Raw genomic sequence first — 26,661 nt, 5'->3', positions numbered from 1 at the left:
AGCATTACCTGCAATTTTTATTTAGACTAGATCGATTTTAGCTATCAGCAGTGCTCATTTGTGAATAATCAAACAGACCCTACTCTGTTTACTGTTATCTTTTATTAAGGAAAAACCATGCCTTTATTTGCTATTATCGGTCATGACGTTGCCAATAGCAGCCCACAACGCCAGCTTACCCGTGCTGAGCATGTAGAGCGCTTGCAAGCGTTAGATGCTGAGCAGCGCCTAGTCATTGCAGGGCCAACACCGATTGAGCACGGCGATAATGCCATGTCGGGTAGTATTGTCATTGCTGAATTTGAATCTTTTGCGGCAGCGCAAACATGGGCAAGTGCTGAGCCCTATCTGCGTGATGGTGTCTATAGTCATGTCGATCTCAAGCCCTTTATTCATGTGTTGCCCAAACCTGAAGATACCGCTACGGATAAGGTTACAAAATCGTGAGTCAGCTACCCATCCTTTTAAGACTAATAAGCTCACTGCTGCATAGCAGTGCTAAAGTGGGGTTGGCATTATTTATCATGCTGGCAGCGATAACGGTGCAAGCAGCACCGACAGTGATTACAAACGATCCTGCGACAGAGATAGCTGCAACGGATACTACCTTTGCCTCTCAGATGCAGCCCTCAAGTAAAGCATTATCAGACGCCAATCAAGAGCTACTGAGCCGTAATGCGCAATTACAAAGACAGGTGAATGACTTACAAACTCAGGTCAATGTCTTGATCTATGAAAGTAAGGGTCAGTTGTTTTTATATGGTGTTTTTACGGTATTGATCAGCTTATTGGTCGGGGTGTTTATTTCTTGGCTGGTATTTGTGCGCCGTGAGCGCTGGTAGCGCTTTATGTCTTTATTGCCTTGTCTTATGTGATTGTCTTTTATGTGATTGTCTATGCCTAAACCTACATCTGTACCAAACAATGCCTGCACCTCTACTGATCAATCTCAAAATAGTCAGTCTCTAAAGGCTCATCCATCAAAAATCACTCCTGCCAACATTGACTGGCAGGTGGATGATACGGGTAATAACGTGCCCATATCTGGCGAGTTTGGTGATGTGTATTTTTCGCATGCCGATGGTCTAGCAGAGTCGCGCTATGTGTTTTTGGCACATAATCAGCTGCCAGAGCGACTGGCAAACCTTGCGCCAAAGCAATGCTTTACCATCGCTGAGTTGGGCTTGGGTACGGGGCTAAATCTCTTGGCGACTTGGCAATTATGGCAACAGCTGCGTGCCATCCATCCGCAATTGGCGACTGCGAAACTGCATTTTATTACTACTGAAAAGTTCCCCATACCGCTTGCTGACCTCACACAGATACTCGCACTATGGGGACAGCGTGCTCCTGAGTTGGCAGAGCTCATTGAGCGGTTTTTAGCTGCTTACCCGCCCCTTATCGCTGGCTGTCATCGTCTGAGCTTCTTTGATGATAATTTGACCGTTGATATATGGCTGGGTGATGCTGCTGATAGCCTCGCCAAACTGGCATTAGATACCTCTACCAAGCCCGCGCCCTACGTTGACGCTTGGTTTTTAGATGGCTTTGCCCCTTCTTGTAATAGCACCTTATGGGCGGAGAGTATCTTTGCGCAAATACAGCGCCTGTCACGTCCCAATACCACCGCAGCCACCTATAGCTGTTCTGGTATCGTTAAGCGCGCGCTACAAGGCTGCGGCTTTCAGATTAAAAAAGTAAAAGGCTTTGGCCGTAAGCGTGAAATGCTGACAGCAGTCATGACTGAGCCTGACTATTCAGAGGACAGTGAGAGCGAGCATAATAGCCATAACTCCGACCTCTCCCACAGCATCGTCATTGGTGCTGGCGTCTCAGGACTAATGATGGCGTGGACGCTTGCCAATCGTGGTATTCATGTCACATTACTAGATAAGTCAGCGCCTTTGGCTGGGGCATCGGGCAATCCTCGCGCGCTACTTGCGCCCAAGATGACACCCATCCATCACGTTGACGAGCATTTACATAGTATAGGCTATCTCTATAGCAGCAGGCTATATCGAGTGCTCAATGAAAAAGCTGCACAGCAACATACAGCGCCAGTGCTTGAACCAACAGGCGCACTCGACTTGCTTATAAAGGCCAATATTGGCACAGAGCAAATCGCTGATTATCCTGATGAGATGGCAACCACCTTATCGCTTGAGCAGGCGCAAAATATCAGCGGCTTAAAAGTCCAAGATTTATCAGAGAATTTGTATTTGCCGCAATCTGGCTTGGTCAATCCGCAAGCATTAAAAGATATAATATTGACACATCCGCTTATCCACTTTCAACAATTAAACGTTGATGATATTAGTGAAACAGAAGAAGGTGTTTATATAAAAGGCAGTAATCAGGATAACCATCTACTGACTATTAGCGCTGATAATGTGGTGATTTGCGCCGCTTATGAGAGCCATGAGCTGGATAAGCGTATTTTTGATTGTCGCAAAATCCGTGGTCAGCTCTCTTGGTTTACGCCCAGCGCCGAACAATTCACAAAACTACCTAAAATACCGCTTAAGTACAGTGGCTATTGCGCTATTTTTACCGCTCAAGCTGGTGATAATGATTTGAATAATGTGGTAGAAGGCGCAGCGCATTTCTTACTGGGTGCTAGCTTTGTACGCAACGATACAGACACAGGCATCCGTCCTGAAGAGCATCAGATTAGCCGCGAAAAGCTCATTACTGCTATTCCTGAGATGGATTCGATTATTCCAACAGATAGCAGCTTATGGCAAGGTCGTGCGGGTATTCGTACTCAAACGCCTGATTACCATCCAATCGTTGGACCACTTGCAGACAGCAAGCGGGTTTGGGTAATGAGTGCGATGGGCGCTAAAGGCTATGCGATTGCACCGATATGTGCTGAAGCATTGGCAGATATGATGCTAGGAGCTTCCCCCCCATTATCGGCGGCAATGCTTGCACGTCTGTCACCTAATCGCATGCGCTTGCAAACGCCGCTTACTTGAAATTTTGAGGTGGGTTTTTGTCTGTCCTAAGGCTTAACTTTCAACACTTTCAACGCTTACAACTATCTTGTAGTATGAGCTTTATAAGTTGATTTTAATAACGAGACAGATTCCATGCCTTATCATCAAGCCACTCTTACTCTACCTGCCTATGCGCGCGGCATTCATATCATCACGCCATTGATTGAAGATGCCATTGAGGCGCTAATACCGCATTCATCTGAGGCAGGTCTGGTACATCTGTTTTTACAGCATACCTCGGCCAGTCTCGCTATCAACGAAAATGCTGATCCAGATGTCAGACTTGATACCGAAGACTGGCTGAATAGAATTGCACCAGCCGACCAGCCAGAGTATCGCCATACGCTAGAAGGTTCGGATGACCTGCCAGCCCACTTTAAAAGCATCATGCTTGGAGTCAGCTTAACCATCCCACTGATCAATGGCGCATTGGGGCTTGGTATGTGGCAAGGTATTTATTTATGTGAGCATAGAAATCATATCAGTCAGCGCAAGTTGGTTATAACGGTTAATACTTAATAATCTATAGTCGATGCTTAAATCAAGCCCTTTTAATGGACAGCACCACTCTCATGAATATTCCCGCTTCTAAATGGTCAAAATCAAAAAAATTAAAGCGCTACCATCAAGCAGTTCCTGCTGTTTTGTTTAGCCTATTGCTACTGACAGGGTGTCAAAAATCGCCTGACTCTGAAGCGGTAAGCGACACACCGACTGAAACGGAAACTCAAACCACACCCGTGACAACCAATATCAATGTCGATACGCCAGACGATAACAATGAAAGTATGGATGAGCCTATCAATGATGATTCTGTGCAAACAACGGAAAACTCAGAGCTCGATATCAGCTTAACTCAGCTAGAAAATGATCTTGGGGCAACTGGTACAATACCCAACAATGCTGCTACAGCTCCCAATCCTGAGCAAGCGATTAAAGGCGCTCAAATTACCGATGTACGCTATAAAAGCGCGACTGGTGAATCTCTTTCTGTCGTTTTTGAAACCTCAGCAGCAGGCGCGCTCAATGCTATCGTAAACCTACCCAACAAACCAAAAATGACACTAAGTGCACCTGAAGGTCAAGGCAATAACCCGACCTACCGCTCGAAAGACGGTAGTATCCAGTTAGTCAGCCATGCAGGTGGTGGCAGTATTAATCTTATTCAAAACAATAAAGTCACTAGCTTCGATGCGGTCAGTGCTGAAGCAGAAGTCATCACAGAAAGATGACAACCTACTATTAGCTTTCATAAAAATTGCATGAAAAAAGGCGGCACACGTAATATCGTGTGCCGCCTTTTTGATGTCATTTTATTATGATTTTTAAGTGTTCTCTAGCCAAAGCCCGTTGTCTTACCAAATAGGCCGACCAGCCAACTGATCACTGTCCATAATCCCCAGCCAATGACTATAATGACGAGCAAACCAAGAATATCAGGAATATGCAAATACAACCACGCAACGACTGGGTTGCGCCAAAAAAAACCAAAGCGGCTTTGCTGCTGCTTGTCTTCTAAGGATTGATGCAAAAACGGCCGATCCATATGCATGGTTTCAGTGATGCCATACTCATGATGCAGATGCTCGTGGACGATACCTAAGGTCTTGCGACTCGGACGTATAAAGATATCGAGTACTGTGCCGATACCAGGTACGATGCCAACCACCATATCAATGAACGCCAGTCTGACTGCTGGCGTCATCTTATGCGCGGGAACACCCAACTGACGACCTAATATAAACGCGTAACTGGTTAACGCCAGTCCTGCTAGGTCACCTGCCAGCGGAATGGTCGACAGCGCCGCATCGGCACCCATACCTTGTTTGGTAAAAGGCACACGTACGAGCGAATCCATAGTATTGGCAAACTTTGCCAGTTTACGCTCGGTGGCGATGACTTGCTCACGTGTCAGCCCATGCTCAGCCAGCTTTGCCTGATAGTCGATATTAGCAGCTTTGGTTGCAGGTGGCTTATTTAACTTCGCTGCCAAGCTTTTAGCTTTGGTTTTTATATTGTTGTCTGGCATTTATAAAGATACTCTTAGGTATGCAAAATGATAAGAGGATTCCTCATTACTGTATCAACTGACCAGCAACCCTGAGTATAATGCCACCTCCAGGAACGAGCTCCCCTGCTAAGTCTACGCTAATATCCATTAACATCTCAGGTGTCAATAACTGACCTATTTTGTCTTTGTACCATTCGCCATCTTCTATTACTTCACCTGTCAGACCATTGACCTCTATAACCCCTGTTTTATAAGCAGTGCCCCAAACGAACTCAAAGGCAAACACTGGTACTAAAAACAAATGAATATTATTGAAAATAATGGTGTTGTGGTGAATATTATGAGCGTTCACCGCATCACTATTGAGCATGGCACATGCCTGCTGAATAGCCGCTTGCTGTGGTAATAGTGGCTCAATGACATTGCTATCTTCTGCTACTTCGCTAAGTTCTTGGAATTTATATTTTTCATTGTAGCTTTTAAAAGTTGCAGATTTAATATCACGTTTTAGACCGTCTAACAATTCATCATAAAATATCTTACGATGGCAAGTCTCTAAAGCAGTAACGTCTATTTTGGCTTTATCTCTGCTGTGAGTAACCTCGTAAGCGTCATTATTAATCTGTATCGATTGCACATAAGGATTATGAATAGGTATCTGATAGGTAATCTGGCAGTCATAATCAACAACCTTTGTCGCTTCAATATGCCAATACGGCTCCAAACGGCTTTCTTTACGAGACAACTGTACCGTATCCTCTCGTGGCCGCTTTAATGGATTGAGTTTTGCCATCACGCCAAAGGCATTTAATTTCTTTTTTTCAGCCTGCTCTTGAGCAGCTCGAAAACTGTAAATCTCGTCAAAAACGAAAAGCTTATTAGCGCCTTCTACAATCGACACTTCCTGCTGAGCAATTGCCATTTTAATTCCTTTATTAAGGGCTTAAACCTCTAGAGTAATAAAAGTTACTTACCAAAAATAAGTACTAATTTTAGAGAATACTAACATATTACTGTTGGCAAAATAGCGTTCCTCTAATACGTATTCTATATATTTTCTAGCCCTTCATGCTCGTCCATAGACAAGCGATGGCGATGAGAGCAAAGACATAGCGTCCTACCCATATGTTGGCCAAAAATGCCTGGAAGCAGGTCAAAGCATGACGGCTGGCACAAGCGCTGTTTTGCTTGGCAAACATCATCGCTACTAGCGCCAAACCAAAGACTGGGGTGACACCTAATGTCGTCGGCGCAAAATAATGCCACATGACCACGCCCATAATGAGCAAAAAAATCATTTGCAGTAGCGAGATAATAATCACATCATAGCGGCCAAATAATATCGCCGTTGATTTGACCCCTATCTTTAGATCATCCTCACGGTCAGCCATGGCGTACTGGGTATCATACGCCACCGTCCAGCACATATAAGCGATGAACAACAGCCAACACCAAATATCAGGAGCGCCTTGCACGGCCACGTACGCCATCGGTATCGCCCAACCAAACGCCGCTGCCAAAAACACTTGTGGCAGATGCGTATAGCGCTTCATAAAGGGATAAATGAACGCTAATATGACTGCACCAAGCGACCAATAAAACACGGCAATGGGCAAAAAGAAGAGCAAACTGGCACTGAGTAATACCAACACTAAAAATGCAGCAATGGCTTCTTTGCCAGATAAGCGCCCATCAGCTAGCGGTCGACCTTTGGTGCGAGTCACATGACCATCGACTTTACGGTCTGCGAAATCATTAATCGCACAGCCTGCCGCGCGCATCAAAATCGCGCCCAGTGCAAATATCACAAATATCTTTAGGCTTGGCAGACCTGCCGTTGCCCCTTGCTGCTGCGCCTGACCCATCGCTGCCAACATCACACCCCATAAAGTTGGCCATAGTAATAGTTCAATACCCACAGGCTTATCAAAGCGTGTCAGCTGCATGTAGGCATATAGCTTATCTTTTGGACTCATGACTGGTGACTTATACATCATTACTACTCAATTCTTATACTAATCGTTGTGTTATTCATCATTGTTTTATAACTGATCCCATAGTTTTTTGCCCTCAACCAAAGACAGCTCAGGATGTTTTTTGCGCAGGGCTTTGATGGCTGCAACATCGCCTTTGCCAGCATGCTGACGCAAATAAGCCAAATACGCTTGTGTTCCTGTTTGCTCTTTCAAACGCGCCTCTAACCTTAAGATGCGAGTACGTAGCATGATATTGATCAATAATAAACCTGCACCCACCGCCCAAATAACCAGCGTTAACATTTCTTACTCCTCAACTTATAAGCCGACCGATTCAACAGTATATTCATTCAACAGACCCTATACAAAATAACCGTCAAAACGTACCGCTTCATTACTCCAGCTTTCACTCGGCTGTTGATTAGCAAGTAACGGCGCAAACTGCGGACGCTTCACGACTACGCGGCCTTGTTTTTGAGCATATTGACTGACGACTGCTTGCGCACTTTGTAGCAATTGCAGCTCTTCTTCTAATGTTGGCGGGCTAGCCAATTGGTGCAAGGCTTGCATATGCTTGCCCACTTTTGCGCCTTTACCCGTTTTGCTGTCTTGATAGCTGTCTTCTGGAAACATAGGGTCCAGATATATTACATCAACTACTTTCGCATCATTTTCTTTACTATTATCTATCGCATCAGTCTGTAATTTTTCAAAATGACTGAGCGCATCAATATTAATAATCTGCAAACGGCTCATCAGCTTTTGCCAATTGGGCAGTACACTCATCCGCTGCTGTTCAGCTAGTAACAATAACGCCATCAAGGGCTGTTGCTCAAGCATAGTAACCTGTGCGCCGGTACTGGCCAGTATCAAACTGTCATGACCAAAGCCTGCGGTGGCGTCAATAATCATGCTATCCGAGGTAATTTTAGCAGCTTGCAATAATAACTCAGACTTGCGTCCGGCACTCACCACACGGCGCTGTAGCTTATCCCATTCTGGTGCCACGCTTAATCCATCACTGAGCCATGACAGTTTATTTTTTTCATCCAACAACAATATAGGTTGGGTTGCTGTCTGGCTTAATTGCTGGCGACGTTTTTGATTAAGCTTATCGGTAAACAGCTCGGTATTTAAAGTGATGGACAACTGATGCTGTTCTATCAAGTCTTGTAGGCTCTCAATCTGTGCTTGCTGCGACTCGCTAACATAAAGTAGCGGGCAGTTAATATGAGCGGTCAGTACTTGCTTCACATTGGTCATATTAACTGCCATTCCTTTCTAGTATTTAAGAGCACATGTATTACCATCAAAAACTATTCCATTATAAATCCTAGCCTGCCATTTGATAGCCAAAACCCCAAGCAGCGACCAGTACGATGATGCCTGTGATAATGCGTAACCAAGCAAAGATCTTAAAGTCACGACGGCTGACCCAAGCGACCAATAAGCGTATACATAATAAGGCGACAACAAAAGACACCACGGTGCCTATGCCTAATACCAACCAGTCCTCGCTACTGGTCAACACCTCATGATGCTTCAGCAAATCCAGTAGTGCGGCACCGACGATGACAGGAATGCCCAAAAAGAAAGAGAACTCTGCCGAGGCCTTGCGTGATACGCCAAGCCAAAGCGCACCAATAATAGTCGCACCCGAGCGCGAAGTCCCTGGTACCAAAGCAAGGCATTGAAACAGACCTATCATCAGAGCTGTCTTTAGGCTGACGTCTTCTGCTTCTTGCGCAATAATTGTTTTAGGGCGATTTTCGACATAGAATATCAGCAGACCACCGATGATTAGCATTATCGCTACCACGATGGGATTAAACAAATACGCTTTGATCTCATCGGCAAAGGTAAAGCCCACTATCATTACTGGAATGGTAGAGACAATTAAGCTCAGCCCAAGCTGTCTTGGATTACTCATGCCTTCTGCTTTACCAGTCAGCAGCCCCATCAGTGCTTGCCAGAGTCTGCCCCAATAGTCATAGATAACCGCCAAGATAGCCCCAAGCTGCACCACCACTACAAACAAATCAACTTTGTCTTTGGTCCAAAACCCCATCAAATCTGCTGATAAAATCAAGTAGCCAGTACTAGAGATAGGTAAAAACTCAGTGATACCTTCAACGATACCCATGATGACCGCTTGAATTAGTAACAGTATATCCACAATTAACTTCCTAAAAACAGACCTAATGGCTGTCCTGTATTATCGTTGTTTTGTATTAGCTATCATTGTTTTGTATTAGCTTGTGCATAACTGATGCTAGATTTTAGTCGTTACAAGATAGCTTTTAACTTAATAGAAAACTATGCTTTACCTTGCTCTTTGAGAGTCTTCCACGCTTGATTGCGCAGATATTTGGGTAATGCATTCGCCGCATCGGTACCACCAGAGGTCGCAAACTGAGCAATGCCTAACTGCCCTATCACCACTGCATCTGGCCAGACATCTTCATAACATACTTGATCATCATGTAATGTTAATAGCGTCGCACCATTACCGACGATGGGCAGATTAAGTACGGTTTGGCTGTCATAATCGAGCAGCTGCTCAGTGCTCTCACTTTCATTAATCAGTACAGGCTGCATAATGGCACGGTCTAATTGATTGCCTGATTGATTGCCTGCTTTATCACTATCTTTTATTTCATATTGGCCAAAATATACTTGCTGCATGCGTGCATCAAGGGCGCTATATACTTGCGTCAGACCATACTGCTGATAGGCCTGCTGCGCAATCGCTTGCAAGCTTGAGACACCCACACAGGGCAAATCATGCGCCACAGATAGCGCTTGCACCACTGCCGTATTGATCCGTATACCGCTAAACGCACCAGGACCTCGGTTAAATATCAATGCTTCTACGTCAGCAAGGCGCAACTTAGCCTCAGACAGAGCAGCATCAATCATCGGCAGAATTTGCTGGGTCTGCTGGCGCTTACCTGTTTCGGTACGACTCGACAGCACTTGACCACTCGCATCTAAAATCGCGATCGAACACTGATCAAACACGGTATCCATTGCTAAAAACATCACAACCTCGGCTTATCGTCTTGGTATTATAAATCAGCGCCTATCATAGCATTTAGGATAGGCGAATTTTATTAATTTCTACGTTTTTCATACTTTATTCATTAAAGGGCATATAAGTATGTTATCCATAAAAAAACCCAAAACTACTTTAGCTTTGGGTTTCATGAGATTGATAGTGCTGATAAGGTCAGCCCCTACTTAAAAGCGCGTTTTAAACTTCTTTGGCGCTTGATTTTGCATCTCTTGCATCTGCTTTTGCATCTCTTCGGTGCTAGGCATGTTGTTTGGATCCAGCCCCATTTGCTTCGCCATTTGTTGTGGATTCACATCCTTGACGCCGCCTTGCTGACCGCCACCGCCAAATAGAGGACCACCACCGCCAGCTCCGCCGCCGCCACCTGCTAAGCCTTGTACCGCTTTCATCATTTTGCTGATGCCTTCAGGCTTGGAAATCATTTTCATCATTTTTGCCATTTGTTTGTGCTGCTTGAGCAAACGATTGACGTCCTGAATCTCTTTACCCGAACCTGCGGCAATACGGCGCTTACGGCTAGGGTTGATCTTATCTGGATTTTTACGCTCAAACGGCGTCATTGAATTAATCAAGGCTTCCATCTCACGTACTTTTTCTTCAGGCTTAGCATCTTCAACCGCCTTTTGCATATCAGAGCCGCCCATGCCTGGCATTTTATCTAAGAAACCTGCCATGCCGCCCATACTTTTCATCTGCTGAAACTGGGTCAATAGATCCTCAAGGTCGAACTCGCCGCCCTTTTGCATCTTTTTCGCCATTTTTTCGGCTTTATCACGGTCGATTTTTTGCTCGACTTCTTCGACCAGACTCAGTACGTCACCCATGCCAAGGATACGCTGGGCGATACGCTCAGGATGGAACAGCTCTAACGCATCTAATTTCTCACCGCGGCCCAAGAACTTGATCGGCTTACCGGTGATAGCACGTACAGACAATGCCGCACCGCCGCGAGCATCACCATCGGTTTTGGTGAGGATAACACCGGTTAACGGCAGCGCATCGTTAAAGGCTTTGGCAGTATTGGCCGCATCCTGACCCGTCATAGCGTCAACGACAAACAACGTCTCAGAAGGATTAACCGCTGCCGTGAGGGCTTTGATCTCATCCATCATGGTATCGTCAATATGTAGACGACCTGCGGTATCAATAATCAAAATATCTTGATATTGGATTTTGGCTTCTTCGATAGCGCGTAAGGCGATATCGATAGGGTTTTCATCTGTGGTTGAATTGACAAACTTGGCATTGACCTGACCCGCTACTTGCTCAAGCTGGGCAATAGCAGCTGGACGGTAGACGTCAGCTGAGACTAGCATGACCTTTTTCTTATGGCGCTCTTGTAAAAACTTCGCCAATTTACCAGCAGTGGTGGTTTTACCCGCACCTTGCAAACCCGCTAGGAGATAAACAACTGGCGGCTTACCCGTCATCTCAAGCTGTTGGTTAGCACTGCCCATCATTTCAGTCAGCTCGTCGTGAACGATTTTTACAAATGCTTGTCCTGGTGCCAACTCTTTGAGCACTTCAGCACCAAGCGCTTGTTCTTTGACACGCTTCACAAAGTCGCGAGTCACAGGGAGCGCCACGTCGGCTTCTAGCAGCGCCATGCGCACTTCACGCAAGGTGTCTTTGATATTGTCTTCAGTCAGTTGCCCAGTCCCTACGATATTGCGCAGGCTAGACGATAAGCGTTCTGTTAAGGTATCAAACATAAATAACTCTCAGTTAAAATAATTCTTAGTTAAATAATTCAAATAGTTTTCAAATAACTTTTAAATAGTATTAGGATGTGTGATGTAATATTCAGCCATGCTACCTTCCTTCGAAAAACAGCAAAAAATAGCATGTTATCAATACTATAGCATTAACACGGCTCAAAATTGATAGTCGTTTTGCAAAAGGAAGCGCGCCATAATTTATAATTCACCTATTTCCGCTGTTATCTCATCCTTACTATCATTGGCTGACCACAAGCATTTGTAGGCGATAAGCAAGATGATACTCAATTGGTACCCATTTTATGATAAATTGGACGATTATTCTAATCATTCTGATAATACCACTTTAGCGTTAGATTGAGCGGCTATTTTGCGCTCATTATGAGATGAGGTTTTCTATCCGTGCACCTTGCATTCTTACTGGCTAGTCTGGTTTATATCTTAGTTAGCATCCATATTGGTTGGTCGCTGATTCAGGATAAACCTATTAACAAAAACATCAGCTTGGGGTTATTAGTAGTCGGTATGCTCGCGCATGCGACGCTACTCTATCCATATGTCGTCACCCTGTATGGGCTGAACTTTAATCTATTTAACGTGCTTAGCCTGATCAGCTTGTTTTTCTTATTGTTTTACGTACTTTTCAGCCTATATCGCCCGATTATTAGCCTCGGTATCCTAGCTGCACCAACTGCACTCGTAGGGTTGACGATTGGCTATGTTGGCCGCGCCCCTTATCAACCCTTGACAGATATCGGTATTGGGCTTGAGACTCATATTCTATTATCGTTTGCCGCCTATTGTGTGCTGCTGATGGCCGCGGTGCAAGCGCTGTTTTTGCGTCTACAGATTCGTGAACTTAAGCATCAGACCATACACCGTTTTTGGGTTAATAAGCTGCCGTCATTGCAAAGCATGGAGAGCTTATTATTCGATATGCTGTTGGTCGGTTTTGTCCTGCTGAGTATCGCCTTGGGCATTGGCTTTGTCTATGTAAAAGACTTAATGGCACAGCACATCGCCCACAAGACAGTCTTTAGCGTGCTGTCGTGGTTATTATTTGGGGCGTTACTACTCGGCAACTGGCGCGCTGGATGGCGTGGCAAACGCGCGACCGACATCACTATCTATGCCTTTATACTACTGGCTATTGGTTTTGTCGGTAGCAAGTTTGTGTTAGAGATGCTGCTATAGATTCAGTTTCACTGTAGCAATGTAATAAAAAACATATGGCCGCCAGTATTATGAAATGATAATACTGGCGGCTTTTTTAACGCGCTATTCTCGGTTTAAAATCGCTCTAATGAAAAGCTAGTTAAACACCACCGTCTTATTATCTGCCACAATCACGCGGTTTTGCACATGCCAATTTACGGCGCGTGCCAATACATTGCGCTCGATATCACGGCCAATAGCACGCAGCTCTACCACACTCTGACGATGGGTCACCCGATGCACGTCTTGCTCAATGATAGGTCCTTGATCAAGCTCAGCAGTGACATAATGCGCGGTCGCTCCAATAAGCTTGACGCCTTTATCATGGGCTTGGCGATAAGGATCTGCCCCGACAAAGGCAGGTAAGAACGAATGATGGATGTTGATAATCTGCATCGGCCAGTGTTCAATGAAATCAGACGACAGGATCTGCATATAGCGCGCCAATACCAGCAAGTCATTACCTGCCATCAATTCATGGATCTGCTCTTCTGCCTCTGCCTTATTATCTTTGGTCACGGGTACATGATGGAAGGGTATGCCAAAGTTCTCTACCGCTTGGCGTAAGTCTTCATGGTTACTGACGACAGACGTAATCTCACAATCCAATAAACCGCGCTGATGACGCCATAGCAAATCTAACAGTGCATGATCAAACTTTGACACCAAGATGCCAACTTTGGTTTTAATCGCATTGTCGTGTAGTCGCCAAGCCATATTGTGCCGTTTGGCCACTGTATGCCCAAAGCTGGCTTCAAAGTTATCAATGATCTCGCTTAACCCTGCTAAGGCAAACTCCAAACGCATGAAGTACTGCCCGCCTTCATGGGCAGTTGAATACTGATCAAGAGAGATGATATTGCCGCCATAGCGATGGATAAACTCAGATACCGCTTGCACGATACCCGCTTGATCACGGCATTTGATCGACAGGGTTGCGGTATCGATAGCCGCCGCAGCGGCTGTATTAGTAGAGGATGTCTTCGACGGTGTGCTCGATGCTGAAGCCGCCGTTGTACTGTTTGATGTGGTATTAGTTGACGTTGTAGTAGTTGACATAGTGCGCCCAATTCAAAAAGAAAAACAAGTCTGTCTGCCATTAAGCATTAACGCTCAAAGCAAAAATTTAATAAAAGTATAAGAAACTGACTATTCTAATCGCTTTTTGAGAAAATTGCTGATTGAGTTGCTTGTATTTGGTTATTGAGTTTACCAATGCAAAAAGCCCTCAATTTGATTGAGGGCTTTTTTATCATCTATAACTATGTTTAAAATCAATCAACTGAGATAGTTTTTGGAAATTTAATACCATCATTACTGACATTAATGACAGAGCCCAAACTAAAGGCTTGATTAAAGTCAACTGAATAGAACGGATGATTCGCACCATTATCTGTCTTAGTTTCTCTACCAATAGAAATCGTATAATTTTGACTATTTTTCGAACTAGATAACAAACTAACTGCTGTATAACCGTTGCTTCCTATTCTTTCGTCAACCTTAATATTCATACTACTTACACACTCTACGCCCCCATCACCAAATGGACTAGTAGCGCCAATCCATGGCGACTCTACATTTGAGCCATTAATAGATTTATCACTCTCTGCAAATGGAAGTCTGTAATGAATACTTTGCTTATTTTCACTACCATTTAAGAAAGTAGTGGCATCAAAACGTACTTTGACCCAGTTTGAGTAGCGCATTGGATAGCGAATACTAAAGTCAGCGCGACCTTCTTCGTTAGTAATAAAGGTATAACCATCATCTGATACCGTACCACCGATAATAGCGACTGGATTAATAGTATCAAGTATACCGTTGCCATTAAGATCTTGGTTTTTATCTAAGGTGTAATTGTAGTTTGGATCCTTATCAAACGTAAAGTTATAATTTGGATCATCTTCACTATTAATCCAGTCTGACTCAAATTGAATTAACTCTTTATCTTCCTTAACTAAAGGATCCGGTGTAGTTATAACACCGTTGTTATCAGTCGTCTCTCTTCCTTGGAAGGTCACGGTACTGTTTAGCAGACACACCTTACCTTGTGCATAATCAGTCGCATAAGACTTAATTGACACTTCTTGATTAGGTACCGAACGTCCCGAACCATCCATCACTGAAATTGATCCCTGTACGGTGTAGTAAATATCATCAGAGGATAACTTATTGCCAAATGCCAAAGTGGTATAGACCGCTTCTTTTGAAACAGTGATATTAGTGGTCTTATCAGGAACCCCAAAGGTACTATCTAATAAGCGTGCATTGATTTTCACACCGCCGATAGGAGAGCTGGCATTGGCTTTATACACCACGCGCGCTTCGCCTTTACTGTCTGTTATCGCTGTAGCAGCCGATAAGCGACCTGCGGATGAGTCTGCCGCACGGCTAAAGACCACCGTTTGCCCTTCTACGGGCACATCATTTTTATCTTTTACCGTAGCGACGATTTCGGTGCTACCACCTGGCGTGATCACCGACTTCACCGCTTGGAATAACATCTTGGCAGGTGTGGTAGCACGGAAACGTGTATCGACGGTAGTTTGATAGCGTAGCTCACCGTTTTGTTGCGTCTCTCCCAATACCTTAGCTTGTAATACTGCTGTGCCCGCTAATTGCGATTTTAGCCATACCCTAACAGCAATCACCTCTCCTTGTATGTCACTGGCTTGGATAGGCTTAGTAATGATGACATCATCATTAAACTTATCTAGATAATTGGCAATTAAGCTACCTAATGAGGTTTGTAACTCTACTTGTTTCCCTATTAGTGAGTTCGCTTGATTAGAGTTATCAGCACGGATTTGGATTTGAATCTCTTGTGGTTCATCGACATTATAAATATCTTTAATGTTAATAAAGCTAATACCTGCTTGCGAGACTTTTACCAGATCAATACTACTCAGACTGCGCTGAATATTGATCGAGCCTTCACCCAATGCTCTAGCGAAAACGCGCAGGTTACCATTGCTATCAAAGCTCAGATCAGTCTCGTTGATAGTAAATACCGCTTCACCATCCGCATTGGTAGTTGCGGTCACACTTGGGGCAATCACATCACCATTTGCATTCACCAGCTCCATACGAGCATTGGCAATAGCACGTCCTGCACCATCTATGAGAGTAGTGGAGATAGTAGTAGGCGCACCATCTTGCAGATTGGTTTCTGAAGCCGATAGAGTGATTTGCGTACCTATTGCGGACAAGCTTAATGATTTCTCTTCACGCACTTGCATACTGACATTGCCATTCGCATCATATTGTGGCGTGACTATTTTTGCATTGATCACCACGCTATGATTGAGACGCGCGTTGATACTATTGGCGGCCAATAAAACGCCCACATCGATCTGACCACTGGCATCAGTCGTTACCATACTTGGGGTGGTCAAAGCTGCGCCACTGGCTTCAAGGTTCTCAATAGATAGCTGTACAGGCACGCCAGCTAAGATACCACCCTTGCTGTCAGTGACACGGATAGTGGCATTGGTCTGGTCGCCGCCCGTGTTCAGAGTGGATTTATCAGAAGAGGCTATTATCTGGTAACTATCAATCGTGGCAGTATCTACTGCGACGATATAGTTCTGTACTAACTTAATATTTTCAGCGGTCGTAGTGGTTGCTGTTAGTTTGATACCGCCTTCTAATACCACTTGATTGACCCTAGCATCATCTATAAGCGTGAGATCAAAAGTTGCTACACCGTCACCATTCGTTTTAGCGGTGTTATTAGTAATGGTAACGCCAGTTTGTATAGGGTCATCTACATTTAAGCGCACTTCGCGATTGGCGATACTGCTGTCGTTATCCGCCACTCGTACAAAGACTTTAAAGGTATCGCCTTTGGTATTAACGACTTTATTAGCGCCAATGGTTAGGTTTTCTTGGGTACCATTGTCCGCAGGGGTTTTTGTGGTTACAGTACTGATCTTGGTAGCGATATTACCGTTTGCATCAGCGGCTGACAATACAACCGTAAAGCTATTGCCAATCGCTTTTTTCTGCTCAGCAGTAAGACCAGTTGGTACAGCAATAGTATAAGTTGCTTTACCAGAATCATTAGTAGTTTGAGTACCACTGGTTGCCAGAATAACACCTTGGCTAGCAATAGCGGCAGGCAATGCCAAGAACACTTTCTGCCCTTCTATTACATTGTCTTTGCTATCCTTAGCTATTACCTCAATTTGAACTTCTCCGCCATTGAGATTCAGGGTCTCAGGTTTAATAGCTATAAGATCGATAGCGGCTTTGGTTGACTGTATATTAAACTGAATTTCTTGCTTTTTACCTGTCAATGTTTCGGTTAAAGTAGCTGTTAGTTTTTGGTTTTTAAGTGCCGCCTTTTGATCCTTGTTTAAATTATTAGGCACAATAACCGTAAAGCTCGCTGCACCCGTAGCGCCAGTGTCGACAATATTAATATTTGAGCCTGGCTTACCATTTACGTTTAACAGTGCTGCCAATTCTTTGTTAGCAAACTCCAACTCGATAGGCTGACCACTAATACTAAAGCTAGTGTTTCGAGTACTTAGTCCAGCATTAACAACAACCGTATCACCTTCACCATTTAGTGTATAAAAGGGACGATTATTAATAAGATTAGGTGCGTTAATTACCGTCAAATCAACGTCAGGAGTCGTAATAACGACCTTCTTGGTTTCAGAGTAGGTGACGCCTTTTTCGATATACGATAACTGATAGTTAATACCGATACGCTTAAGCTCAGTACGCTCTTCTGCTGTCAGACCTTCTGGAATAGTAACGATAAACGTGGTCTCACCACTAAAGTCAGTAATTCCTGATGCGGCATTAACAGTAACCCCATAATCAAGCGCTGCTTTACCCAATTGAATAGCTACTACTTGTTTTTCAATAGGCTTGATAGGTGCATTTTTAGTGGCTAGTTCAACACTGATAGTACCACTTCCGCCAAACTCACTGATACTTGGTGTGATAATAGAAGCAAATTTGATGCTAGTCGAGGGTTGCACAACTTTTACAGTAGCAGTGATTGTAGATTGAGTACCGTCTTCATCAGTCAGAACAGCAGTGTAGTTGATCCCAGATTTAATCAATGTATCACGCTGGGTCGGCGTTAAGCTTTGGCTGATATTGAGTTTAAATGTCGCAATGCCGCTATCATTAGTGGTTTGTTTGTTACCAACAACAGTAGCACCATCTCCCTTGTTAATAATCAGCTTGACTGACTTACCAGCTGCAGCACTGCCATCTTTACGTTTACCCGCAACCTGCAAGGTAAATTGCTCATCTAAGACACTAACCAAAGAAGGTACACTCTTAGCGGTTAAAGCAATCTCACTTTGACCAATATCTGAGCCGATTGCGATAGGTTCGCTACTAACTCTACTACTAGCACCCGTGGCTTCGGTGACAGTAGCTGTTAATACAAAACTATTTGCCTTTTCTAGCGTCTCTTTTTGAGATACAGTCAAGCCTGCTGGGACAATAACAGTATAACTAACCATACCTTTAGCATCGGTAATTTGCTCAGCAGCGCCATCAAATGTTAACAAACGCGCGTCTGTTAAAACCTTTGGCAAGCTTGCTGTTACCTTTTGATTAGCAATCGCACCACCATTTTTATCATTCACACGGAAACTAATAGCCGCTGTACCACCTGAACTTGATAACTGTTTTTTACTGCTATTATCAAAACTAATGTCATATTTTGCAATAGGGATTTCAACGCTACTTTTAACAGTTTTTGTCGTGGTAGAACGATTAGGCTCAGATAAGCTAACAGTATAGCTAATACCCTCTTTTGCAATCCTAGCTCTAGTCGCGGCATCTAATGTTGGTGCTACTATCAAATCTACTGTCGCCTGACCATTAGCATTGAGTGTAAGCATATTAGTACTTAAGCTTATACCATTAGTATCACTATTAAGCTTGATAGATACTTTTGCACCATTAATAATCGTTGGCACTTTGCTATTTTTAGGGGTTGCTTTAATGGTTAGCTTCTGCGTATCACCATAAGCATTTATCTTATTGCTATTGCTTGTGGCATTAAGCATGTAATCGGAGACAGGTATCGCGACAGATAGCTTGCCTGTTTTGGTTTTGGTTGCGCCATTTTTTTCTCTGATATTGACAGCGTAGGTTACACCCTTTAAAAGTGCATCACGCTCAGATTTTGAGAGATTTTTATCCACTTCTATATCAAAGGTAACGACACCATTCTTATCTGTCACTTTGCTATTGCCGCCTATAATGGCAATACCTTTGATGCTATCAATGCCCAAACCTACGGTTACGTCTTGTGCGCGAGCACCGTCTTTATTTTTGATAATCACTTCAAATTTGGCACTATCACCATAAATATTTAAAATGTTATTAGATACTGAACTGGTATTTAATAAGGTGCCTATCTCAAGCTTACTTTCAATAACCTCTGCACCCTCTCCGCTGCCATCTTTTCTAACACTAATTGTCGTAACCTGAGTAAGTACTGAGCCATCTGATGACTGTTTGGCGGTTGCCTTTAATCCAAAACCATTACCTATCAAGTCGGCTTTCTGTTTCTCATTAAGCACTAGTGGGTTGAGCTTCAGCTCATAGATAGCTTCACCTTTGTCATTCGTGTTCTGGACGCTAGCACCCTGAATAGTTACACCAGTATTGGTAGAATCATCAATACTCAAACTCACCGATCTGTTAATCGCTGCACCACCTGATTTTGCTACTGCTTTAGCCGTAACATTAAATGTGACAGGCTCATCGGTGAGCTTTATGATAGTTGGATCAGTATAGAGTTTTTGTAAGCTAAAATCCTCTACAGGTATTTGCTCACCACCATCATTGTTGCCACCACCTGTATTGCCATTACCACCAGTACCAGGTTGGGTAACACCCAAATCAGGTGCTGGCGCGACAGAATCTACGGTATCGCCATCACCACCACCACAACCTGCCAATGCCAATGCGCAAGTCAAAGAAGTGAGTTGAAACAACTTAGAAGTAAAAGGTAGTGAACTATAGGACATTTTTGAACTCCGAATCGGCAATGATGTATATTCGTAAAAACAAGCAAGAATCGTTCCCAATCTAAGGGTATGTAAAAATATAATTACTTATATTACAGTATAATTTCTATTTATATAGATCGTATTAATTTTATAACATCAACTTTACTAACTTCTGTTGTAAGTTACAACAAAAAATTATACTTTTGGGTTAACTAATCAATCACATAGCAATGCAAATTCAGGGTATAATAGCTGACTTGTATGACGACAATAGTCACAAAATAATTTGAGTATTCATTGTATTTGTGGTATAAATGTCGCCTTTAAAATTTTCTGAATTGGTCGTCCTGTTATTTGCCTTTAGATGACAGAAATACCAGCTCAACCTTCATATAGTTTTGTTTGGTGCAAAAGTAACGCTTGCTGTGTCCATGCCGCAAAAACGCGCGACTTGCCCAGACTGGTATGAGAATCCCTCATACCTCATAGATTAGGAGTTCCTCATGGCTAGAGTTTGCCAAGTGACTGGAAAGCGCCCTATGGTGGGTAATAATGTTTCGCACGCAAACAACAAAACCCGTCGTCGCTTTCTACCAAACCTTCACAACCATCGTTTTTGGGTAGAATCAGAAAACCGTTTTGTACGTCTACGTGTGTCTACCAAAGGTATGCGCATCATCGACAAAGTTGGTATTGATAAAGTGTTAGCAGATTTGCGCGCACAAGGTCAAAAAGTTTAAGCCACGCGCTTATCGCCACCATCTAAAGGAAAGCTATCATGAGAGATAAAATCAAATTAGTATCGACTGCTGGTACTGGGTATTACTACACCACTACCAAAAACAAGCGCACTATGCCTGGCAAAATGGAAATCAAAAAGTTTGATCCAAAAGTTCGCCAGCACGTGATCTTTAAAGAAGCAAAAATCAAATAATTTATTTTTTATAAGCTTAACCACTTATAAACAACGTTATTTGAAATATAAAAAGGGCTTATCAATTGATAAGCCCTTTTTATTGTCTGTCTTTTTATTGGCTGCTATCTCAGTCACTTATACTTATAATTGACTGTCTCTATCTAGTTATTTCACCTTCACACCACTCTAACAAACTCTACTCTAACAAAGTCTCTTAGCCAAACCAGAGTATGCAGTAGTGTATCAGCTATAGTGCGTTGGCTCTTTGTCATAGACGTGCGCATGCCACTGGCTCATTTGCTTTTGCATAATCACCTGAATGGCAGCATGAATCATATGCTGACCGATGGCTTGAGTATCACTGCCGAGCAACTCTTTTAGCTTGTCAGAAAAATCAATGGTCATCAGCGGTGCATCATCTTGTTCGGCATCGCGCAGCAATAACCTACCATCGTCTGCTTCGACTAACTCAAGAGTCGTCTCTTTACCGAATCCTGCAAATCTATCTTGGTTATCGTTGTCTACTTCAATCTCATTATCAATATCATATGGCATTTATGTGTTCCTTATTGTCCCGTCATATACTGGCAAAAAATCGCATGTAGCAAAATTATCGTTATACAGCAATACGGGTAAAACTGTCTTATTCATACAATGGACGCTTTGAGCTTAGAATTCAAGGGCTGTAACACAAGTGTTATCAATGAGTAGGTCTTAATCTATTTATTGATTGTGTAAAAACAGTCGCTGCTCTAACGCCAGTAGCGTAGTTTTGCTAAGGTAAATAGCAATGCGACGAACATACCCAGATAATAAGCCAGCTTTAGCTCAAAGCTTGGGTCACGGTACTTAAATGGTAGCGCGACTGTCGCCGTCGCGGTGGGAAAGATCAGCAGCATGAGTAGCCAGTTTTCAAACACACCAAGCCAGCCTTGCAGATCGGTACCATGACGCAATGACGCCAAACCCAACAGCAAGCAGGCAATGATTAAGGCGATAAACAAACCGTTTGGTAAGTCTTTTGGAAAGATAATATCAGTAATTTTATTAGAGGTTTTTGGCATGCTAGCGTCCGGTCACACCCAAAAAGCGTGACTTATTGATGAGTAAAAATTTTAATAATATGACAGGTTTGATGATCGTTCCATTTACCAGTCAAAACAGCCGACTGGGTTTGCAAGCAGCGGATTAGCTGTAAGTACCCATTAGCCACAGCATGGACACACAAGCGGTCAGCCAACCAAGCGTTAAGGCGTTTCTAGTCTCGATATGGGTACCTTTTACTTTATTGAACACTCGTGAGCCAAGCCAAAACAGCAATGGAATACCGAGGACAAATGCGGGTACGATGAACGCCGCATGACGTAACACTGACTCTATATCTTCACCTATCATCAAGCGAAAACCATAACCTGCAAGGCTCAGCACTAATGAAAACACTGCTAGGCCAATGGTAATCCCTTTAGGTACTAAGCTTCGTGGCTGATCTTGAGGGCGCTGTTGATTATCATCTGGCATTTGCGTGGTTGGCTTATCCATAATGCACCTTTGTGTGGCATAAAACACGTCGATACTGACAAGTCGCTTTTACAAGCCACTTATTAGACTTCATGTCTTAAAAGTTACTTTAATCTTATGCTTACTTAATGACCGCTATTGATGACCAAAGCAAGCTCTTGACGCATCTCATCAATGGCGGCTTTATAATCCTCTTGGTTGAAGATAGCAGAGCCTGCAACAAACATATCCGCACCTGCCTCAGCGATAGCGCGGATGTTACTGGCTTTGATACCACCGTCGACTTCAAGTCTGATGTCGCGACCACTGGCATCAATACGCTGACGCACTTCGCGCACCTTGTCTAAAGTGCTCTCAATAAACGACTGCCCACCAAATCCAGGGTTGACGCTCATCAGTAAAATTTGATCGACGGTATCCATCACATAATCTAGATAATGTAGGGGTGTCGCAGGGTTTAACACAAGGCCGCATTTAGCGCCGCCATCTTTGATAAGCTTTAGAGAACGATCAACGTGCCCACTGGCTTCTGGATGGAAGGTAATGATGCTGGCACCCGCTTCTAAGAACTGCTCAATCATACCGTCGACAGGACTGACCATCAGATGCACATCAATTGGCGCATCGATACCGTAGTCACGCAGCGCTTTACAGATCATACTGCCAAAGGTCAAATTGGGCACATAATGGTTATCCATGACATCGAAGTGTATGACATCTGCACCAGACTCCAATACCCGCTCTACCTCTTCGCCCAGTCTGGCAAAGTCGGCAGATAAAATAGAAGGGGCGATGAGATAGGGTTTAGAAGGACTGCTCATAATTGAATTACCTAATTCATGTTTATATAAAAGTGTCATAAAATAAAAAAAGACTTGGAACTGGTCCAAGTAAAGCTTCAATCTTTAAAAGACTTAGATTGAATATTCAACTCACTAGCGCTGTTTATATTGAGTCTTACAGTAAGCACGACCGACGGCAAATGAACGTTTTGCTTGGTGCTTAGTCGCACGATTGGTCACACGCTGACGCCATGAGCGAAAGGACGAAGGTTTTAACTCATGGCGCATCAGTCTAATGACAGCGGCTTCATTGAGTCCATAGCTATGCTCTATCGCTGCAAATGGCGTTCTGTCTTCCCAGGCCATCTCTATCACTCGTGAGACTTGCGCCTCATCAAGCACTTTACCGCCTGTCTCATTGCGTGATTTGACAGAGCCTATCGGCTTGCCATTGCTACTAACATTGACATTGACATTAACATTAACATCGACATCAACACTGGCGTGCTGCTTATTTTGCAAAGCAGCCTCCATGTCAGCTTGCATGATCGCAAGCGCTGATTTGGTATCTACGTCCACTGCTGCTAAATCTTGATAACTTGCCATATAACTTACCTTTTAATTTTTAAAACAGCATAAGACATCAGCCTTTAGCTCAGCTGCGCCATGCGCCAGTGATGCTCAATATGATCATTGATGACTGTCTGGATAAAGTAATAGCTGTGGTCGTGGCCTGCCTGATAGCGGAGTGTTAACGGCTGCTTGGCTTCTTCACAAGCCTGTTGTAGCTTAGCCGTTTGCAGCTGTCCTTCTGCCAAAAAGTTATCAGCAGCGCCCTGATCTACTAAGATACTCGAGTACTGACGGCCAACGGTTTTGATAGTATGTGATGCATCAGCCTGCGCCCATAGCGCCTTATCGTCACCGAAGTACTCTGTATAGGCCGCCTCACCCCAAGCAGACTCGCTGGCTGCACAGACAGGCGATAATGCTGAGACACTGACAAACTTACTTGGGAATTTGAAACCTAATAACAATGCTCCATGACCACCCATGGAGTGTCCTGTCACACCGATACTGCTAATCGCAAACTCAGAGCGTACTAGGTCATAAAGCTCATCAACGATGTAGCTTTGCATATTGAAGTTCTCTGCCCATGGCGCACGCGTCGCATCCACATAATAGCTTGCACCCTGACCGACAAAATAACGCTCATCGTTCGGCACATCGGTGTCTTCACTACTGCGAGGAGAAGTATCAGGTGCGATAAATATCATGCCAAGCTCGCTACATCTTTGTTGAAAGTGCGCTTTGTGAGTGACGTTATCTGCGTTACAAGTCAGACCTGACAAATACAAAACTGCAGGACAGCGTTGTCCTAACAGCGCCTCATCTGGCAGGTAAATACTAAACGTCATCGGTGTCTTAGTAGCCGTCGATTCGTGACTATAGTAATGCTGCTCACCATTAAAGCAGCGATTCACACTGATTTGGGTAAGCTGGGTATTGGCAGATAAACTTTTATTGTAAGCATTATTCATGATTAACATCCTTTTTATAGAAATTAAAACAAATGATGATTTATAAAATTATTTAATAAACCAAAGAGTAAGCACTAAAAAATGAATAGCATTTATTAATTAGGAATTGCCCTAATTAGTAGTCGTTGTAGTCATAGGCAGACTAGTATTAGTAGCATCTTCATACAATATGTCAATAGCGCCATCGTCAGTATTGCCAGTACCGTCAGTAACATTGGCGATTGGTGAACGCGCTTTATCAAACAGTACTTGCTCAAATGCAGGCAATGCTGTCTTCATCAGACTACCAACGATCATTTGTGGCTCTGATGGCTCAAAACCCATAAAGCTCTCACGTTCACTGACACGTAGACTCGCTTCTTTAAAAGCAGCAGAAAAGCTATTGCTTTCACGCAGACTCTCAGCAAAGAATGCTTGACCGAAATAGGTCATCTCCGCGGTATTGGTACAGCCAAACGACATCTTATCCGCTGCTGAAGCCGTGATAACCACAGTAGTCGGTGACGTCAATTCATCGATAAATGAGCCAGAATAGCAAGCAGACACCACAATCACCCGCCAACGAATGCCTGATGCATCCAGCGCCCCACGCAGCCAGGTGGCATCCAGATTGTCCATCTCAAGGGGTGGATTAGATAAATGAATAAAGTCTTGATCACCATGTGAAGACAGCGTCATAAAGAGCACATCTTCATCGGCATTCATTTGCTGACCAATTCTTTTTAGCCCTTGCAAAATACTGGTCTTCGTGGCGACTGGTTCGTCTAGCCAGCTATAAGTATTATTAATCAGTGCCAATGAGTAGCCACTAGTGCCAAAACGCACATCAAACAGCTCGCGCACTTTATTAATCTCAGAGCGGAAGACATCTAGATCAGAAAATCCCGCAACCCCCATAAAATACCAATCACTCTTGCCTGGTGTACTCGGATCGATACCCGCTAGTGCTTGCTGCAATAGCTGTGGCTGCTTATAAAGCGCTGCTTCTTGTAACACAGGCTGTACAGGGATTTGCTTAAAGATAGGCTGGTCGGCGACGTTACGCTGCCAGATGGTCAATAGTGCCACCGCTCCTACCAGTACGATGATACGCTCCCACCAAGGCGTACGTTGCCTGCGGGCAAAAATCCATAGCAGCGCCAACGTTTGCCATAAAAACAGCACTAAAAACAAAATTGGCAAAAATGAATAGCTCCAGTCTGGCAGCCACCCTTGACTACCCAAAAACTGCACCAAGCTTTGCAGCAGCGCAGATAGTGTATCAGCCACCAGCCATAGTACTACTGGTACAAACAATAGCATTTGGTTGCCTGAGCGCCGCGCAAGAATGATACCGCCCAAGGAGATAATCGCTGGCCAAATTAGGTAGCTGACCAAACCCTGCTCGTTGAAAACACTTCCTTGCTCAGCAGCCAACCACGAAAAAAGCACATTACTGCCAAGTGCCAATAGTGCAAACGCTGCAAACTGCATAAAGGTTGGCTTCACCCAAGAAAACGCGCGGGTTGACCCTACCAGCATCCATAAAGCGGCAATAATATTGGCAGCGAAATTCAATGAAAAACGCTGAAGAGAAATGGTTTTTAGCGACGAAAGTGGCAAAGACTTAGACCTCTATCCAGTCAAGATAAATGCGCATTCTTGCAGTGAGTATGAGCCTATCTTGATAACCTAACCTCATAGTTTATCTTGCTAACCTCTCACGATTGTAACGGATTGTCAGTTAAGACAATAAGTATGATTTGTAAAAAGCGCTGATATAGTTAATTCACCTTAAAACCAATACGGTGCAGTTTTGTAGATACCATCACTTATTTCAATATGATTAAAAAGTTGAGAGTGAGGTAGAAATTATAAAAGTAGATAGAAAGAATAAACATAAGAAAAGGCCTTATAGTTAAGACCTTTTCTTTACTC

Annotated in this window: 25 protein-coding genes; 8 read left to right on the top strand and 17 right to left on the bottom strand. The window is 43.7% G+C overall.

Annotated features, from left to right (window positions below):
- The first annotated feature begins 117 nt into the window (after positions 1-117).
- The 5 genes from JMX03_RS03130 to JMX03_RS03110 all read left to right on the top strand — a co-directional run bounded on the left by JMX03_RS03130 (position 118) and on the right by JMX03_RS03110 (position 4,231).
- Complete coding sequence (locus JMX03_RS03130) at positions 118-447, top strand: YciI family protein (RefSeq protein ID WP_201594400.1); 330 nt, start codon at positions 118-120, stop codon at positions 445-447.
- The gene (locus JMX03_RS03125) at positions 444-842 is read left to right on the top strand and encodes a hypothetical protein (RefSeq protein WP_227695213.1); all 399 of its coding nucleotides are present in this window, start codon (positions 444-446) and stop codon (positions 840-842) included. The genes JMX03_RS03130 and JMX03_RS03125 overlap by 4 nt, the downstream gene beginning before the upstream one ends.
- A gap of 54 nt (positions 843-896) precedes the next feature.
- The gene (gene mnmC / locus JMX03_RS03120) at positions 897-2,978 is read left to right on the top strand and encodes an FAD-dependent 5-carboxymethylaminomethyl-2-thiouridine(34) oxidoreductase MnmC (protein ID WP_201594398.1); all 2,082 of its coding nucleotides are present in this window, start codon (positions 897-899) and stop codon (positions 2,976-2,978) included.
- Positions 2,979-3,092: 114 nt separating this feature from the next.
- Positions 3,093-3,518: a secondary thiamine-phosphate synthase enzyme YjbQ gene (locus JMX03_RS03115; protein WP_201594396.1), complete on the top strand. Its 426-nt coding sequence runs from the start codon at positions 3,093-3,095 to the stop codon at positions 3,516-3,518.
- A gap of 53 nt (positions 3,519-3,571) precedes the next feature.
- Entirely contained in the window at positions 3,572-4,231 is a 660-nt protein-coding gene (locus JMX03_RS03110) for a hypothetical protein (protein WP_227695211.1), read from the top strand.
- 104 nt (positions 4,232-4,335) lie between these two features.
- Here JMX03_RS03110 and JMX03_RS03105 read toward each other — a convergent pair whose 3' ends face one another.
- The 8 genes from JMX03_RS03105 to ffh form a co-directional block, all read right to left on the bottom strand.
- Complete coding sequence (locus JMX03_RS03105) at positions 4,336-5,028, bottom strand: DUF4112 domain-containing protein (RefSeq protein ID WP_227695209.1); 693 nt, start codon at positions 5,026-5,028, stop codon at positions 4,336-4,338.
- Between the two features lie 46 nt (positions 5,029-5,074).
- Positions 5,075-5,932 carry a hypothetical protein gene (locus JMX03_RS03100; protein ID WP_201594392.1) on the bottom strand — a complete coding sequence of 286 codons (858 nt, stop codon included), beginning with the start codon at positions 5,930-5,932 and terminating at the stop codon, positions 5,075-5,077.
- 136 nt (positions 5,933-6,068) lie between these two features.
- On the bottom strand, positions 6,069-6,986 hold the full coding sequence (gene ubiA / locus JMX03_RS03095) for a 4-hydroxybenzoate octaprenyltransferase (protein WP_201597748.1): 918 nt from the start codon (positions 6,984-6,986) through the stop codon (positions 6,069-6,071).
- A gap of 66 nt (positions 6,987-7,052) precedes the next feature.
- Positions 7,053-7,289: a hypothetical protein gene (locus JMX03_RS03090; RefSeq protein WP_201594390.1), complete on the bottom strand. Its 237-nt coding sequence runs from the start codon at positions 7,287-7,289 to the stop codon at positions 7,053-7,055.
- A gap of 57 nt (positions 7,290-7,346) precedes the next feature.
- Positions 7,347-8,249, bottom strand: coding sequence for a class I SAM-dependent methyltransferase (locus JMX03_RS03085; RefSeq protein ID WP_201594388.1), 903 nt, complete (start codon positions 8,247-8,249; stop codon positions 7,347-7,349).
- A 70-nt stretch (positions 8,250-8,319) separates the two neighbouring features.
- Complete coding sequence (locus tag JMX03_RS03080) at positions 8,320-9,162, bottom strand: undecaprenyl-diphosphate phosphatase (protein ID WP_201594386.1); 843 nt, start codon at positions 9,160-9,162, stop codon at positions 8,320-8,322.
- A 140-nt stretch (positions 9,163-9,302) separates the two neighbouring features.
- On the bottom strand, positions 9,303-10,028 hold the full coding sequence (tsaB, locus tag JMX03_RS03075) for a tRNA (adenosine(37)-N6)-threonylcarbamoyltransferase complex dimerization subunit type 1 TsaB (protein ID WP_201597746.1): 726 nt from the start codon (positions 10,026-10,028) through the stop codon (positions 9,303-9,305).
- A 198-nt stretch (positions 10,029-10,226) separates the two neighbouring features.
- Complete coding sequence (gene ffh / locus JMX03_RS03070; protein WP_201594385.1) at positions 10,227-11,774, bottom strand: signal recognition particle protein; 1,548 nt, start codon at positions 11,772-11,774, stop codon at positions 10,227-10,229.
- Positions 11,775-12,182: 408 nt separating this feature from the next.
- Here ffh and JMX03_RS03065 point away from each other — a divergent pair, with 408 nt between their 5' ends.
- A complete protein-coding gene (locus JMX03_RS03065; protein WP_201594383.1) occupies positions 12,183-12,974 on the top strand; it encodes a cytochrome C assembly family protein in 792 nt (263 codons plus the stop codon).
- 117 nt (positions 12,975-13,091) lie between these two features.
- Here the strand turns inward: JMX03_RS03065 and purU are convergent, their stop codons facing one another.
- Both purU and JMX03_RS03055 read right to left on the bottom strand, forming a co-directional pair.
- Positions 13,092-14,054, bottom strand: coding sequence for a formyltetrahydrofolate deformylase (gene purU, locus JMX03_RS03060; RefSeq protein ID WP_227695207.1), 963 nt, complete (start codon positions 14,052-14,054; stop codon positions 13,092-13,094).
- A 215-nt stretch (positions 14,055-14,269) separates the two neighbouring features.
- Complete coding sequence (locus tag JMX03_RS03055; RefSeq protein ID WP_201594381.1) at positions 14,270-20,005, bottom strand: Ig-like domain-containing protein; 5,736 nt, start codon at positions 20,003-20,005, stop codon at positions 14,270-14,272.
- Positions 20,006-20,490: 485 nt separating this feature from the next.
- On the opposite strand from JMX03_RS03055, the gene rpmB reads away from it, so the two are divergent.
- Positions 20,491-20,727, top strand: a complete 237-nt coding sequence (gene rpmB, locus JMX03_RS03050; protein WP_201575500.1) for a 50S ribosomal protein L28 — start codon at positions 20,491-20,493, stop codon at positions 20,725-20,727.
- Positions 20,728-20,765: 38 nt separating this feature from the next.
- Positions 20,766-20,921, top strand: a complete 156-nt coding sequence (gene rpmG / locus JMX03_RS03045) for a 50S ribosomal protein L33 (RefSeq protein ID WP_010201403.1) — start codon at positions 20,766-20,768, stop codon at positions 20,919-20,921.
- 225 nt (positions 20,922-21,146) lie between these two features.
- Here rpmG and JMX03_RS03040 read toward each other — a convergent pair whose 3' ends face one another.
- The 7 genes from JMX03_RS03040 to JMX03_RS03010 form a co-directional block, all read right to left on the bottom strand.
- A complete protein-coding gene (locus tag JMX03_RS03040) occupies positions 21,147-21,458 on the bottom strand; it encodes a hypothetical protein (protein WP_201575501.1) in 312 nt (103 codons plus the stop codon).
- Between the two features lie 197 nt (positions 21,459-21,655).
- On the bottom strand, positions 21,656-21,967 hold the full coding sequence (locus tag JMX03_RS03035; RefSeq protein WP_201575502.1) for a hypothetical protein: 312 nt from the start codon (positions 21,965-21,967) through the stop codon (positions 21,656-21,658).
- A gap of 124 nt (positions 21,968-22,091) precedes the next feature.
- Positions 22,092-22,442 (bottom strand): hypothetical protein, encoded by a 351-nt coding sequence (locus JMX03_RS03030; RefSeq protein ID WP_227695199.1) that lies wholly within the window; start codon positions 22,440-22,442, stop codon positions 22,092-22,094.
- A 104-nt stretch (positions 22,443-22,546) separates the two neighbouring features.
- The gene (rpe, locus tag JMX03_RS03025; protein ID WP_201594379.1) at positions 22,547-23,242 is read right to left on the bottom strand and encodes a ribulose-phosphate 3-epimerase; all 696 of its coding nucleotides are present in this window, start codon (positions 23,240-23,242) and stop codon (positions 22,547-22,549) included.
- 114 nt (positions 23,243-23,356) lie between these two features.
- Positions 23,357-23,644: a TIGR03643 family protein gene (locus tag JMX03_RS15250; RefSeq protein ID WP_374220372.1), complete on the bottom strand. Its 288-nt coding sequence runs from the start codon at positions 23,642-23,644 to the stop codon at positions 23,357-23,359.
- 209 nt (positions 23,645-23,853) lie between these two features.
- Positions 23,854-24,744 carry an S-formylglutathione hydrolase gene (gene fghA / locus JMX03_RS03015; RefSeq protein ID WP_201575508.1) on the bottom strand — a complete coding sequence of 297 codons (891 nt, stop codon included), beginning with the start codon at positions 24,742-24,744 and terminating at the stop codon, positions 23,854-23,856.
- A gap of 111 nt (positions 24,745-24,855) precedes the next feature.
- The gene (locus JMX03_RS03010; protein WP_201594375.1) at positions 24,856-26,346 is read right to left on the bottom strand and encodes a C13 family peptidase; all 1,491 of its coding nucleotides are present in this window, start codon (positions 26,344-26,346) and stop codon (positions 24,856-24,858) included.
- Between the last annotated feature and the right edge of the window lie 315 nt (positions 26,347-26,661).

The sequence above is a fragment of the Psychrobacter fulvigenes genome, assembly GCF_904846155.1.
GTDB lineage: Bacteria > Pseudomonadota > Gammaproteobacteria > Pseudomonadales > Moraxellaceae > Psychrobacter > Psychrobacter fulvigenes.
The sequence above is the reverse complement of the archived record's forward strand: the minus strand, read 5'-3'. Positions and strand labels throughout refer to the sequence as shown.